Source organism: Nocardioides sp. URHA0020 (assembly GCF_000620705.1).
Classification (GTDB): domain Bacteria; phylum Actinomycetota; class Actinomycetes; order Propionibacteriales; family Nocardioidaceae; genus Nocardioides.
Map to the genome: position 1 here is coordinate 254,893 of NZ_KK211168.1, position 13,899 is coordinate 268,791.

General features: G+C 71.0%; 11 protein-coding genes. 9 read left to right on the plus strand and 2 right to left on the minus strand.

The window, feature by feature from the left end:
* The first annotated feature begins 34 nt into the window (after nt 1-34).
* From N542_RS0112925 to mshC, 4 genes are read left to right on the plus strand one after another with little or no spacing between them, the layout of a single operon-like run.
* A complete protein-coding gene (locus tag N542_RS0112925; RefSeq protein WP_028644272.1) occupies nt 35-754 on the plus strand; it encodes a histidine phosphatase family protein in 720 nt (239 codons plus the stop codon).
* Between the two features lie 10 nt (nt 755-764).
* Nucleotides 765-1,355 carry a DUF3090 domain-containing protein gene (locus N542_RS0112930; protein ID WP_028644273.1) on the plus strand — a complete coding sequence of 197 codons (591 nt, stop codon included), beginning with the start codon at nt 765-767 and terminating at the stop codon, nt 1,353-1,355.
* A 7-nt stretch (nt 1,356-1,362) separates the two neighbouring features.
* Nucleotides 1,363-2,136 carry an SCO1664 family protein gene (locus N542_RS0112935; RefSeq protein ID WP_036507726.1) on the plus strand — a complete coding sequence of 258 codons (774 nt, stop codon included), beginning with the start codon at nt 1,363-1,365 and terminating at the stop codon, nt 2,134-2,136.
* Nucleotides 2,137-2,160: 24 nt separating this feature from the next.
* Entirely contained in the window at nt 2,161-3,408 is a 1,248-nt protein-coding gene (mshC, locus tag N542_RS0112940; protein WP_028644275.1) for a cysteine--1-D-myo-inosityl 2-amino-2-deoxy-alpha-D-glucopyranoside ligase, read from the plus strand.
* A gap of 9 nt (nt 3,409-3,417) precedes the next feature.
* Here the strand turns inward: mshC and N542_RS0112945 are convergent, their stop codons facing one another.
* Nucleotides 3,418-4,269, minus strand: a complete 852-nt coding sequence (locus tag N542_RS0112945; RefSeq protein WP_028644276.1) for a PAC2 family protein — start codon at nt 4,267-4,269, stop codon at nt 3,418-3,420.
* 197 nt (nt 4,270-4,466) lie between these two features.
* On the opposite strand from N542_RS0112945, the gene metH reads away from it, so the two are divergent.
* Complete coding sequence (gene metH, locus N542_RS0112950; protein WP_231482677.1) at nt 4,467-8,129, plus strand: methionine synthase; 3,663 nt, start codon at nt 4,467-4,469, stop codon at nt 8,127-8,129.
* Nucleotides 8,122-8,784 carry an HAD family hydrolase gene (locus N542_RS24765; RefSeq protein ID WP_036507729.1) on the plus strand — a complete coding sequence of 221 codons (663 nt, stop codon included), beginning with the start codon at nt 8,122-8,124 and terminating at the stop codon, nt 8,782-8,784. The genes metH and N542_RS24765 overlap by 8 nt, the downstream gene beginning before the upstream one ends.
* 93 nt (nt 8,785-8,877) lie before the next feature.
* Here N542_RS24765 and N542_RS0112960 read toward each other — a convergent pair whose 3' ends face one another.
* The gene (locus N542_RS0112960; RefSeq protein ID WP_331279587.1) at nt 8,878-9,771 is read right to left on the minus strand and encodes a RecB family exonuclease; all 894 of its coding nucleotides are present in this window, start codon (nt 9,769-9,771) and stop codon (nt 8,878-8,880) included.
* 50 nt (nt 9,772-9,821) lie between these two features.
* Here N542_RS0112960 and N542_RS0112965 point away from each other — a divergent pair, with 50 nt between their 5' ends.
* From N542_RS0112965 to arc, 3 genes are all read left to right on the plus strand, one after another.
* On the plus strand, nt 9,822-10,958 hold the full coding sequence (locus N542_RS0112965; RefSeq protein WP_028644279.1) for a site-2 protease family protein: 1,137 nt from the start codon (nt 9,822-9,824) through the stop codon (nt 10,956-10,958).
* Between the two features lie 10 nt (nt 10,959-10,968).
* Nucleotides 10,969-11,958: a tRNA (adenine-N1)-methyltransferase gene (locus N542_RS24770; protein WP_081795182.1), complete on the plus strand. Its 990-nt coding sequence runs from the start codon at nt 10,969-10,971 to the stop codon at nt 11,956-11,958.
* 180 nt (nt 11,959-12,138) lie between these two features.
* Nucleotides 12,139-13,893 carry a proteasome ATPase gene (arc, locus tag N542_RS0112975; RefSeq protein WP_028644280.1) on the plus strand — a complete coding sequence of 585 codons (1,755 nt, stop codon included), beginning with the start codon at nt 12,139-12,141 and terminating at the stop codon, nt 13,891-13,893.
* Nucleotides 13,894-13,899 lie beyond the last annotated feature (6 nt).

The window sequence follows — 13,899 nt, forward strand, 5'->3', positions numbered from 1 at the left end:
GTAGTCGGAGGGGCACGGCACTACAGTCGCCGACATGGCAACGGTGATCCTGGTCCGGCACGGGCGTACGACGGCCAACGCGTCGGGGGTGCTCGCCGGGCGGACCCCGGGGGTGCGGCTCGACGAGGTGGGCGCGACCCAGGCCGACCGGACCGGCGAGCGGCTGGCCGTCGTACCGCTCGTCGCGGCGGTCACCAGCCCGTTGGAGCGGTGCCGCCAGACGACCAAGGCGATCCTCGCGGCGCAGCCCGGCTCGTTGCGGGCGACGTCCGAGCGCGGGCTGACCGAGTGCGACTACGGCGAGTGGCAGGGTCGCTCGCTCAAGGAGCTCGCCAAGGAGAAGCTCTGGGCGACGGTGCAGGCGCAGCCGTCCGCCGTGACCTTCCCCGGCGGTGAGTCGATGGTCGCGATGCAGGCGCGGGCGGTCTCCGCCGTACGCCGTCGCGACGCGGAGATCGAGGCCGAGCACGGCGCCGGCGCGGTCTGGGTGGCCGTCAGCCACGGCGACCTGATCAAGTCGGTCCTGGCCGATGCGCTCGGGATGCACCTGGACCTCTTCCAGCGGCTGCACGTCGACCCGGCCTCGGTCTCGATCATCCGCTACACCGCCACCCGGCCCTACGTGCTGGCCACCAACACGCACTCCGGCGACCTGTCCTGGCTCGCTCCCGCACCGGCCCGGAAGTCGACGCGACGCAAGGCCTCCGAGGACGCTGCGGTCGGCGGTGGCGCCGGCCCTTCGGTCACCGCCTAGGGTGACTGGCATGGCTCCGATCGTCCACGGATTCGACCCGCCCGACCGCTTCGTGGCGGGCACCGTCGGCCCGCCGGGACAGCGCACGTTCTTCCTGCAGGCCCGCGCCGGCGCCCGTCTGGTGAGCGTCGCCCTGGAGAAGCAGCAGGTGCAGGCCCTGGCGGAGCGTATCGACGAGCTGCTCGACGAGGTGCTCGCCAGCATCCACGGCGACGCCGTGGTCCCCGCGATGGCGCCCCTCGGGCTCGACGACTCCGCGCCCCTGGAGCAGCCGATCGAGGAGGAGTTCCGCGCGGGCACCATGACGCTGTCGTGGGACGCGGCCGACGAGCGCCTGGTGATCGAGGTCTTCCCCTACAGCGAGGCCGCGGTGATCAGCCCCGAGCAGGTCGCGGACCTCGACGACGAGGACTTCGCGGAGCCGGAGCCCGACGAGGTCTTCCTGGTGCGGATCCCGGCCGGCACGGCGCGCGCGTTCGTCAAGCGCACCGAGCAGGTGCTCGGCGCCGGGCGGCCCGACTGCCCCTTCTGCGGCTCGCCCGTCGACCCGGACGGCCACCTGTGCGTGCGGGCGAACGGCTTCCGGCGACGAGAGCCGTGAGCCGGGCGTGACCGCGGAGCCGCTGCCCGACCTCCTGGCGGGCGACATCGAGCTGCGAGGCCGGATCATGCCGGCCTCCAACGCCACGTTCCTCGGCGACATCGACGGGGTGCAGGTCGTCTACAAGCCGGTCTCCGGCGAGCGGCCGCTCTGGGACTTCCCGCACGGCACGCTCGCCGACCGCGAGCGCGCGGCGTACCTGCTCTCCGAGGCGACGGGGTGGAACGTCGTACCCCAGACCTGGCTGCGCGACGGACCGCACGGCGTGGGCATGGTGCAGCGGTGGCAGGAACCCGACCCGGAGCAGGTCGCGGTGACGCTGGTGCCCGAGGGGGAGGTGCCCGCGGGGTGGCGGCACGTGTTCGACGGCGTCGACGGCCAGGACCGGCCGATCTCGCTGATCCACGAGGACAGCGAGCCGCTGCGGCGGATGGCCGTCTTCGACGTCCTCGCCAACAACGCCGACCGCAAGGGCGGCCACGTGCTGGAGATGTCCGACGGCCACCGGTACGGCGTCGACCACGGGGTGGCCTTCCACGCGGAGCACAAGCTGCGCACGGTGCTGTGGGGCTGGCTGGGCGAGGCGCTCACCGACGAGGAGCTCGCCGGCGTCGAGCGGGTCCGGAGCGCCCTGGCCGGGCCGCTCGGCGACGAGCTGGCCCAGCACCTGACCGACGTCGAGATCGACGCGCTCTTCCGTCGGTGCGCGCGACTGGCCGAGCGTGCGGTGCTGCCGTCGCCCCGCGGGGAGTGGCCGGCCATCCCGTGGCCGCCGTTCTGATCGCCACTCGCTAGGCTTCGGCACATGCGCGCCTGGCCCTCCCCGGACTTCCCGACCCTGCCCGTGGTGGGCCCCCCGGTCGCCCTCCACGACACCCCGTCGGGCCAGCTGGTGACGACCACGCCCGAGGGTCCGGCCCGGATGTACGTCTGCGGCATCACGCCGTACGACGCCACCCACCTCGGCCACGCGAACACCTATGTCGCCTTCGACCTGCTCAACCGGGCCTGGCGCAACGCCGGGCACGACGTCACCTACGTGCAGAACGTCACCGACGTCGACGACCCGCTCCTGGAGCGCGCCACCAAGGTGCACGTCGACTGGGTGGAGCTGGCCGAGCGGGAGACCGAGCTCTTCCGCCAGGACATGACCGCGCTGCGGGTGCTGTCGCCGGCGCACTACATCGGCGCCGTCGAGTCGATCCCGCTCGTGATCGAGCTGATCAAGGTCCTGGAGGCCGCCGGTGCGGTCTACCGCGTCGAGGACGATCTCTACTTCTCGGTGACCGCGGACCCGGCGTTCGGCGCGGAGTCGGGCTGGACCCGCGAGAAGATGCTCGAGATCTTCCCGGAGCGCGGGGGCGACCCCGACCGTCCCGGCAAGAAGGACCCGCTCGACTGCGTCGTGTGGCGCGGCGAGCGGGAGGGGGAGCCCTCCTGGGAGAGCCCGTGGGGTCCCGGTCGCCCGGGCTGGCACATCGAGTGCACCGCGATCGCGCAGGAGTTCCTCGGCGGCGCCTTCGACGTGCAGGGCGGCGGCAGCGACCTGGTCTTCCCGCACCACGAGATGTGCGCGGGCCACGCGCAGGTCGCCGTGCCCGGCACCGCGTTCGCGCAGGTCTACAGCCACGGCGGGATGGTCGCCTACGACGGCGAGAAGATGTCGAAGTCGCGGGGCAACCTCGTCTTCGTCTCGGCCCTGCGCAACAGCGACGTGGACCCGATGGCGATCCGCCTGGCCCTGATGCGGCACCACTACCGCGCCGACTGGGAGTGGGTCGACGACGAGCTGTGGACCGCGGTCGACGACCTCGACCGCTGGCGCCGCGCGCTGTCGCTGGGCGCGGGCGCACCGGCCGCCCCGGTGGTCGCAGAGATCCTCGAGGCTCTCGCCGACGACCTCGACGCTCCTCGGGCGACCGCCGCGGTCGACCGGTGGGTGGAGGCGACCCTCGGCAACGACGGCCTCGCGGACACCTCCGACCCGGAGGCGGGCATGCAGATGCTGGTCGCGGTCGACGCCGCGCTCGGGCTAGCCGTGTGGCTGCGCTGAGCTGAGCGCTCAGGCTTCGGGGTCCTGGCGACGCTTCAGGTAGCGCTCGAACTCGCGCGCGATCGCCTCGCCCGAGGCCTCGGGGAGCTCCGTCGTGTCGCGGGTCTCCTCGAGGGAGCGCACGTAGTCGGCGACGTCCTCGTCCTCCTCGGCGAGCTCGTCGACCCCGCGCTCCCACGCGCGGGCGTCCTCGGGCAGGTCGTCGAGCGGGATGCTCGCCTCGAGCAGGTCCTCGAGCTGGCCGAGCAGCGCCAGGGTCGCCTTCGGGCACGGCGGCTGCGCGACGTAGTGCGGCACGGCGGCCCAGTAGGACACCGCCGGGATGTCCAGCTGCACGCAGGCGTCCTGGAAGACCCCGACGATGCCGGTGGGTCCCTCGTACGTCGACTCCTCCAGCTTGAGGCGGTCCACCAGCTCGGCCTCGGTCGCGGTGCCGGTCACCGGGATCGGGCGGGTGTGCGGGGTGTCGGCGAGCAGCGCTCCCAGGGTGACGACCAGCTCCGCTCCGAGGTCGTCGCAAGCGGCGAGCAGCTCGGCGCAGAAGCGGCGCCAGCGCATGTTGGGCTCGATCCCGCGGACCAGGATGATGTCGCGGTCCAGCGTCGGCGGGGACGCGATCGCGATCTGGGTGCTCGGCCAGCTGACCCGGCGATGGCCGTTGTCGTCCACGCCCACCGACGGGCGGTTGACCTGGAAGTCGTAGTAGTCCTCGGGGTCGATGGCTCCGACGACCCGGGCGCTCCACACCTTCATCAGGTGGTCGACGGTGGACGAGGCCGCGTCGGCAGCGTCGTTCCAGCCCTCGAACGCCGCAATGACGATCGGATCCACCAGGCCCGACACACCCTCCAGCTCGATCACCCTCCCAGCGTAGTCCGCCCACGATTTCCGCGGGCCGGACGCCCGGTGTCACGATCTGGGAATCAGGTCCGAGTCCTGGGCGCTGTTCCTAGGCTTGAACCCTGGCCGTCGTCCGCGGCCACGAGAGGAGAACCGTGCCGTCCGAGCTGCGACCCGATGCCACCGAGGCGCTCACGCGTGCCCTCGAGACTCGGATCATGGTGCTCGACGGCGCGATGGGGACCGCCATCCAGCGCGACCGCCCCGACGAGGCGGGCTACCGCGGCGAGCGGTTCGCCGACTGGCCGAGCGACCTGATCGGCAACAACGACCTGCTGACCATCACCCAGCCCGAGATCATCGCCGGGATCCACCGCGAGTACCTCGAGGCCGGCGCCGACATCATCGAGACCAACACCTTCAACGCCAACGCGGTGTCGCTGCGCGACTACGGCCTGGAGGAGCTCGGCTACGAGCTCAACCTGGAGGCTGCCCGGCTGGCCCGACGCGAGGCGGACGCGGTCGCGACCCCCGACCGGCCGCGCTACGTCGCCGGCGCGCTCGGGCCCACGACCCGGACCGCCTCGATCTCGCCCGACGTCAACGACCCCGGTGCCCGCAACGTCTCCTTCGACGAGCTGGTCGCGGCGTACCTCGAGGCCGCCCGGGGTCTCGTCGACGGCGGCTCCGACCTGCTGATGATCGAGACGATCTTCGACACCCTCAACGCCAAGGCCGCGATCTTCGCCGTCGAGACGCTCTTCGAGGAGCACGGCCGTCGCTGGCCGGTCATCGTCTCCGGCACCATCACCGACGCCTCGGGACGCACGCTCTCGGGCCAGGTCACCGAGGCCTTCTGGGACTCGGTGCGCCACGTCCGCCCGCTCGCGGTCGGCCTCAACTGCGCGCTCGGGGCCAAGGAGATGCGGCCCTACATCGCCGAGATGGCGCGACTCGCCGACTCGTTCGTGTCGTGCTACCCCAACGCCGGCCTCCCGAACGCGTTCGGCGAGTACGACGAGGCGCCCGAGGAGACCTCCGCGATCCTCGCGGAGTTCGCCGACAGCGGCTTCGTCAACCTGGTCGGCGGGTGCTGTGGCACCACGCCGGCCCACATCGCGGCGATCGCGCGCGCGGTGGGGGACCGGGAGCGTCGTACGCCGGTCGACCTCGCGGCCGGCACCCGCCTGTCGGGCCTCGAGCCGCTGACCATCACCGACGACAGCCTCTTCGTCAACGTCGGCGAGCGCACCAACATCACCGGCTCCGCGAAGTTCCGCAACCTGATCAAGGCCGGCGACTACGACACCGCGCTCGCGGTCGCGCTGCAGCAGGTCGAGAACGGCGCGCAGGTCATCGACATCAACATGGACGAGGGCATGATCGACGGCGTCGCGGCCATGGACCGCTTCACCAAGCTGATCGCCTCCGAGCCCGACATCAGCCGCGTCCCGATCATGGTCGACTCCTCCAAGTGGGAGGTCATCGAGGCCGGCCTGAAGAACGTGCAGGGCAAGCCGATCGTCAACTCGATCTCCATGAAGGAGGGCGAGGAGAAGTTCCGCGAGCAGGCGCGCCTGGTGCGCAAGTACGGCGCCGCTGCGGTCGTGATGGCCTTCGACGAGGACGGCCAGGCCGACAACCTCGAGCGCCGGATCGCGATCTGCGAGCGTGCCTACCGGATCCTCGTGGACGAGGTCGGCTTCCCGCCCGACGACATCATCTTCGACCCCAACGTCTTCGCCGTGGCGACCGGCATCGAGGAGCACGCGTCGTACGGCAGGGACTTCATCGAGGCCACCCGCTGGATCAAGCAGCACCTGCCCGGTGCCAAGGTCTCGGGCGGCATCTCCAACGTGAGCTTCTCCTTCCGGGGCAACAACCCGGTGCGCGAGGCCATCCACGCGGTCTTCCTCTTCCACGCCATCGAGGCCGGGCTCGACATGGGCATCGTCAACGCCGGCGCCCTGATCCCGTACTCCGAGGTCGAGCCCGAGCTGCGCGAGCGGATCGAGGACGTCGTCCTCGACCGGCGCCCCGACGCCGCCGAGCGGCTGCTCGAGATCGCCGAGGCCCACAACAAGGCCGGCGAGGTCGTCGAGGCGACGGCCGAGGAGTGGCGCTCGCTGCCCGTCGGCGAGCGGATCACGCACGCGCTGGTCAAGGGCATCGACGCGTTCGTCGAGTCCGACACCGAGGACCTCCGTCGGGAGATCTCCGAGCGTGGCGGCCGGCCCATCGAGGTGATCGAGGGCCCACTGATGGACGGCATGAACGTCGTCGGCGACCTCTTCGGTGCCGGCAAGATGTTCCTCCCGCAGGTCGTGAAGTCCGCGCGCGTGATGAAGAAGGCCGTCGCCTACCTCATCCCGTTCATCGAGCAGGAGAAGCTCGACAACCCCGAGTACGCCACCGCCAAGGACACCAACGGGACCATCGTGATGGCCACCGTGAAGGGCGACGTCCACGACATCGGCAAGAACATCGTCGGCGTCGTGCTGCAGTGCAACAACTTCGAGGTGATCGACCTCGGCGTGATGGTGCCGGCCCAGAAGGTCCTGGACACGGCGAGGGAGGTCGGCGCCGACGCGATCGGACTGTCGGGACTGATCACGCCCTCGCTGGACGAGATGGTCAACCTCGCCTCCGAGATGCAGCGCCAGGGGTTCACGATCCCGCTGCTCATCGGCGGCGCCACCACCTCGCGCGCCCACACCGCCGTCAAGGTCGACGGCAAGTACGACGGCCCCGTCGTCTGGGTCAAGGACGCCTCCCGGTCGGTGCCGACGCTCGCGGCGCTGCTCAGCGACGCCCAGCGGCCCCGGCTGCTCGCCGACGTGCAGGCCGACTACGACTCGCTGCGCGAGCGGCACGCGACCAAGCACGACCGCCCGATGCTGAGCCTCGAGCGCGCTCGCGCCAACCGGACGCCGATCGACTGGACGGGCTACCAGCCGCCGGCCCCGCGCCAGCCCGGCACCCACGTGCTCACCGACTACGACCTCGCCGAGCTGCGCGACTACATCGACTGGCAGCCGTTCTTCAACGCGTGGGAGATGAAGGGGAAGTTCCCCGACCTCCTCAACAGCCCCACCACCGGCGAGACCGCCCGGGCGCTCTACGACGACGCCCAGGCGATGCTCGACCGGGTGATCGCCGAGAAGTGGCTGCGCGCCAACGGCGTCTACGGCTTCTTCCCCGCCAGCGCCGTCGGCGACGACATCGAGGTGTACGCCGACGAGTCCCGCTCCACGGTGCTCACGACGCTGCACAACCTGCGTCAGCAGGGCGAGCACCGCGACGGCGTACCCAACCGGTCGCTGGGTGACTTCGTCGCGCCGCGCGAGACCGGGCTGCCGGACCACGTCGGCGCCTTCGCCGTGACGGCCGGGCTCGGCTCTCAGGAGCGGATCCAGGAGTTCAAGGACGCCAACGACGACTACTCCGCGATCATGCTGGAGGCGCTGGCGGACCGGCTGGCGGAGGCCTTCGCCGAGCGGCTGCACCAGCGCGTGCGCACCGAGTTCTGGGGCCACGTCGCGGAGGAGGACCTCGACAACCAGGCCCTGATCGCCGAGAAGTACTCCGGCATCCGCCCCGCGCCCGGCTACCCCGCCTGCCCCGAGCACACGGAGAAGCTCACGATCTGGGAGCTGCTGGACGTCGAGGCCAGCACCGGGATCCAGCTCACCGAGAGCATGGCGATGTGGCCGGGAGCGGCCGTCTCCGGCTGGTACTTCTCCCACCCGGGCTCGCAGTACTTCGTGGTCGGGCGCCTGGCGCGCGACCAGGTCGCGGACTACGCCGAGCGCAAGGGCTGGACCCTGGCCGAGGCCGAGCGGTGGCTCTCGCCCAACCTGGGCTACGACCCCGATGACTGAGCCGGCGCTCCCGCGGGCCGTCCTCTGGGACATGGACGGCACGCTCGTCGACACCGAGCCGTACTGGATCGACACCGAGTTCGAGATCGCCCGGCGGCACGGCGGCACGTGGAGCCGCGAGCACGCGCTCAACCTGGTCGGCAACGACCTGATCGAGTCGGGGCGCTACATCCGTGAGCACATGGGCATCGAGCCGTCGGCCGAGCAGATCGTCGAGGAGCTCCTCGACGGCGTCGTCGCGCGCGTGGAGGTCGAGGTGCCGTGGCGTCCGGGCGCTCGCGAGATCCTGGAGCAGCTGTCCGCGGCCCGTACGCCGTGCGCGCTGGTCACGATGTCCTACCAGCGCTTCGTCGCGCCGATCCTGGCCCAGCTGCCGCCCGAGACCTTCCGGGTGATGGTCACCGGCGACATCGTGGAGTTCGGCAAGCCCCACCCGGAGCCCTACCTGACCGCGGCCGCCGCCCTGGGCGTCGAACCCGGCGACTGCATGGCGGTCGAGGACTCCAACACCGGTGCCCGGTCCGCCGAGAGCGCCGGCTGCCTGGTGCTGGTGGTCGAGAACCACGTCCCGGTGCTGGCCACCGAGCGTCGGGTCTTCGCCGACACCCTGGTCGGTGCCGACCTCGGTCAGATCTGGGCCGACTTCCACCGCTGAGCCGTCGGCGCACAGGTGCGCGGTTTGGTCACCAACCGCAACATCCGAGCCCCGAGATCTGCGGTTGGTGACCAAACCGTGGGTCCGCGCAGGTCAGTCAGCGAGCTCGTCGACCGGCAGAGCGACGCTGGTGACCACCCGCTCCGGGAGCGGCGGCGGCGTACCGCCCCAGGCGGGGCAGATGGCCTGGTGGGCGCACCAGGAGCAGTGCCGCCCGCGGTTGGGCTGCCAGTCACCTGTCTCCTGAGCCAGCCTGATCGCCTGCCACACGGCCTCGACCTTGCGCTGGGTCGCGAGCAGGTCGTCCTCGTCGGGGACGTAGCGGAGGATCTGCGCATTGCCGAGGTAGACCAGCTGCAGCATGGCGGGCACGACACCGCGCAGCCGCCAGATCACCAGCGCGTAGAACTTCATCTGGAAGAGCGCCTTGGCCTCGAACATCTCGGGAGGTGCGTTGCCCGACTTGTAGTCCACGACGCGGATGGCGCCGTCAGGGGCGACGTCGATGCGGTCCACGAACCCCCGCAGCAGCAGCCTCGAGTCGAGCAGCGCCTCGACGTACAGCTCGCGCTCCGCCGGCTCCAGGCGGCTCGGGTCCTCGAGCGTGAAGTAGCGCGCCAGCACGGAGCGGCACTGGGCCAGCCAGGCCGTGATCGCGGGCCCGTCGGTCGGTCCGAGCATGTCGACGAGCGTGGGCTCCTGCGCGACGAGCGCCTCCCAGGCCGGCGCCAGCATGGCGTCCGCCTGCTCGGGGGTCCGCTCGACCGCCGGGAGGTCGAAGAGGTCCTCGAGGACCTTGTGGATGACGGTGCCGCGCACGGCGTCCGGCGACGGCGGCTCCGGCAGCCGGTCGATCGTGCGGAAGCGGTAGAGCAGCGGGCAGCTCATGAAGTCGCCGGCGCGGCTGGGGGACAGGGCCCCGAGGACGTCGACCCCGTCGACCGGCGTCGACACCCGGGCCGCCGGCGACTCCTGCTCCACACCCACGCCGTCACCCTAGGCGAGCCCGCCGACGTACCCTCGGCTAGCCTCCAAGCGTGCCCGACTCGCCCCGTAGCCCGCGGCCCTCCGGCACGTTCAAGATCGGCACCATCGCGGGCAGCGACGTGCTCGTCTCCTCGTCGTGGTTCCTCGTCGCCGGACTCATCGCCTTCATCGTCGCGCCGCGGATCGAGGCCTCCTCGCCGGGCATCGGCACCTGGAAGTACGTCGCCGGCTTCGCGTTCGCGGTCATCCTCTACCTCTCGGTGCTGCTCCACGAGGCGTCCCACGCGGTGATGGCCCAGCGCCTCGGCTTCCAGGTCGGCTCGATCACGCTGCACTTCCTCGGCGGCATGACGTCGATCGAGAAGGAGGCGCGCAAGCCGCGCGAGGAGTTCCTGATCGCGGTCGTCGGACCGTTGACCTCGCTCGCGGTCGGCGTCGTGGCTCTCGGCCTCTGGTTCATCACCCCCGACGGCCTGCTGCTGGTCGCGGTCGAGGGACTCGCCGGGGCCAACCTGCTCGTCGGCGTCCTCAACCTGATCCCCGGGCTCCCGCTCGACGGCGGCCGGGTCCTCAAGTCGTTCGTCTGGAAGGTGTCGGGCAACGTCCACCGCGGCACGATCGTCGCGGGCTGGGCCGGGCGCGTGACCGCGGTCGCCGCCATGCTGTGGCCGGTGGTGCAGTCACAGCTGACCGGAGTCGACCCGACGGTCCTGGACTTCCTGCTGGCCTTCGTCGTCGCCACCTTCCTGTGGACCGGCGCCACCGCCGCGATGTCGTCGGCCCGGCTGCGCAGCCGACTCCCGCACCTGGTCGCCCGCAGCCTCGCGCGCCGTACCCTCGCGGTTCCCGGCGACCTGCCGCTGGCCGAGGCTGTACGCCGCGCGCAGGACGCGCAGGCCGGGAGCCTGATCACCGTCACCTCCGCGGGCGAGCCGCTCGGCATCGTCAGCGAGGCCGCGCTCGAGGCGACCCCCGAGGAACGACGTCCGTGGGTCACGACCTCGGCCGTGGCTCGCTCGCTCGACGACGGACTGCGCCTGCCGGCCGCGATCGCCGGGGAGGACCTGGTCACGGCGATCACCAGCTACCCCGCGGCGGAGTACCTGCTGATCGAGGAGGACGGGTCGGTCTTCGGCGTCCTGACCACGGCCGACGTCGATAGGGCCTTCCAGCAGGGCGGACACTAGTGTTCCGGGGGTGTCCGACACCCCCGCAGCAGCCCCCGAAGCAAGCCCCACACCGTCCAACGCGCCCGACGTCGCCACCGAGGCGTGGTCCGGCGTCCACCGCGGACCGCTCCGCGCCGGCGAGTGGGTGCGGCTCCTGGACGGCAAAGGCCGGCGGCACAACATCTGCCTCGAGCCCGGCAAGACCTTCCACACCAACCGTGGCGGCATGTCGCACGACGACCTGATCGGCCGCGAGGAGGGCTTCACGATCGTCTCGTCCTCCGGCGGCGAGTACCTCGTCTTCCGCCCGCTGCTCTCGGAGTTCGTCGTGTCGATGCCGCGCGGTGCCGCGGTGGTCTACCCGAAGGACGCCGCCCAGATCGTGGCCTTCGCCGACATCTTCCCGGGCGCCCACGTCGTCGAGGCCGGTGTCGGGTCGGGCGCGCTGACCTGCTCGCTGCTGCGGGCCGTCGGCCCGTTCGGCCGGGTGTCGTCGTACGAGCGCCGTGAGGAGTTCGCCGACGTGGCGCGCCGCAACGTCCAGCAGTTCTTCGGCGGCCCGGAGGGCGAGACCCACCCTGCGTGGGACCTCACCGTCGGCGACCTGGCCGAGGCGCTGCCGGCGTCGGGTGAGCGCGCCGACCGCATCATCCTCGACATGCTCGCGCCCTGGGAGTGCCTCGACGCCGCCGCGGACGCCCTGTGGCCCGGCGGCATCGTGTGCGCGTACGTCGCCACCACCACCCAGCTCTCGCGGTTCGTGGAGACGGTCCGGGTGCACGGCGGCTTCACCGAGCCGCAGGCGTGGGAGTCGCTGGTGCGCGACTGGCACGTCGAGGGCCTCGCCGTACGCCCCGGCCACAAGATGATCGGCCACACGGCCTTCCTGGTGACCGCCCGCCGGATGGCGCCGGGGGAGAAGGCACCGATGAAGAAGCGCCGCCCGGCGCCTGGGGCGTACGGCGTCGACTACGCCGGCCCGCGCCCCGCCGGGATCCCGGTCGAGCCGGCCGAGTAGCCGCCCACCGCTGCGGTTTGGTCACCAACCGCAGAGATCTGCGCCCGATATCTGCGGTTGGTGACCAATCCGCACGCCCACGACGACGGCCTCGCGTCCAAATCGTGACCAACTCCCCGCAATCGGTACGCCGGTCGTGGGGTGGCGCGGGTAGGGTCGAACGCACAGGAGGTGGCGCTGATGTCGATGTCCGATGGCGTTTCCAGCGCGGGGGATCGCACCCCCGCGGAGCTCGTCGAGCAGGTCCGGTTCCTGGAGGCCGAGGTCTCGGAGCTCCGGATGCGCTTGAGCGAGAGCCCCAGCGGCTCCCGCGGTCTCGAGCTCCGGCTCGCTGACGCCCAGCGGTCCCTGGCCGGCCTCACGTCGCAGAACGAGCGACTGGCCCAGACCCTGCGCGAGGCCCGCGACCAGATCATGAAGCTCAAGGAGGAGGTCGACCGGCTGGCGCAGCCGCCCGCCGGCTTCGGCACCTTCCTCAACCGCAACGACGACGACTCGATCGACGTCTTCACCGGCGGTCGCAAGCTCCGCGTCAACGTCTCGCCGAGCGTCGACCTCGACCACCTCCACCGTGGCCAGGAGGTGATGCTCAACGAGGCGCTCAACGTCGTCGCCGCCCTCGAGTACGAGAAGGTCGGCGAGGTGGTGATGTTCAAGGAGCTGCTCGCCGACGGCGACCGGGTCCTGGTCATCGCCAACGCCGACGAGGAGCGCGTCGTACGCCTCGCCGAGCCGCTGCGCAACCAGAAGATCCGGGCCGGCGACTCGCTGCTGCTCGACACCCGCTCGGGCTACGTCTACGAGAAGGTCCCGAAGTCCGAGGTCGAGGAGCTCGTCCTCGAAGAGGTCCCCGACATCGACTACTCCGACATCGGTGGTCTCTTCGGCCAGATCGAGACGATCCGCGACGCGGTCGAGCTGCCCTACCTGCACCCGGAGCTCTTCGTCGAGCACGAGCTCAAGCCGCCCAAGGGCGTGCTGCTCTACGGACCTCCCGGCTGCGGCAAGACGCTGATCGCCAAGGCCGTCGCCAACTCGCTGGCCAAGAAGGTCGCGGCCAAGACCGGTCAGGAGGGGAAGTCCTACTTCCTCAACATCAAGGGCCCCGAGCTGCTCAACAAGTACGTCGGCGAGACCGAGCGCCACATCCGCCTGGTCTTCCAACGGGCCCGGGAGAAGGCCAGCGAGGGTACGCCGGTCATCGTGTTCTTCGACGAGATGGACTCGCTCTTCCGCACCCGTGGGTCCGGCGTGTCCTCCGACGTCGAGAACACCATCGTCCCGCAGCTGCTCAGCGAGATCGACGGCGTCGAGCTGCTCGAGAACGTCCTGGTCATCGGCGCCTCCAACCGTGAGGACATGATCGACCCGGCCATCCTGCGACCCGGCCGGCTCGACGTGAAGATCAAGATCGAGCGCCCGGACGCGGAGTCCGCGCGCGACATCTTCAGCAAGTACCTCACCGCCTCGCTGCCGCTGCACGCCGAGGACCTGGCCGAGTTCGGCGACGACCGCGACGCGTGCGTGGCCGGCATGATCCGGGCCACGGTCGAGCGGATGTACACCGAGACCGAGGAGAACCGGTTCCTCGAGGTCACCTACGCCAACGGCGACAAGGAGGTCCTGTACTTCAAGGACTTCAACTCCGGCGCGATGATCCAGAACATCGTGGACCGGGCCAAGAAGATGGCGATCAAGGACCTCCTCGACCACGACCAGAAGGGCCTGCGGGTCTCGCACCTGCTCCAGGCGTGCGTGGACGAGTTCAAGGAGAACGAGGACCTGCCCAACACCACCAACCCGGACGACTGGGCTCGGATCTCCGGCAAGAAGGGCGAGCGGATCGTCTTCATCCGCACGCTCATCACCGGCAAGCAGGGCACCGAGCCGGGCCGCTCAATCGACACCGTCGCCAACACGGGCCAGTACCTCTGAGGGACG

What these genes read in the sequence shown, in the direction of transcription:
- N542_RS0112925 (WP_028644272.1), top strand. Translation starts at nt 35, where the DNA reads ATGGCAACGGTGATCCTGGTCCGGCACGGGCGTACGACGGCCAACGCG.
- N542_RS0112930 (WP_028644273.1), top strand. Translation starts at nt 765, where the DNA reads ATGGCTCCGATCGTCCACGGATTCGACCCGCCCGACCGCTTCGTGGCG.
- mshC (WP_028644275.1), top strand. Translation starts at nt 2,161, where the DNA reads ATGCGCGCCTGGCCCTCCCCGGACTTCCCGACCCTGCCCGTGGTGGGC.
- metH (WP_231482677.1), top strand. Translation starts at nt 4,467, where the DNA reads ATGGTGCTCGACGGCGCGATGGGGACCGCCATCCAGCGCGACCGCCCC.
- N542_RS24765 (WP_036507729.1), top strand. Translation starts at nt 8,122, where the DNA reads ATGACTGAGCCGGCGCTCCCGCGGGCCGTCCTCTGGGACATGGACGGC.
- arc (WP_028644280.1), top strand. Translation starts at nt 12,139, where the DNA reads ATGTCGATGTCCGATGGCGTTTCCAGCGCGGGGGATCGCACCCCCGCG.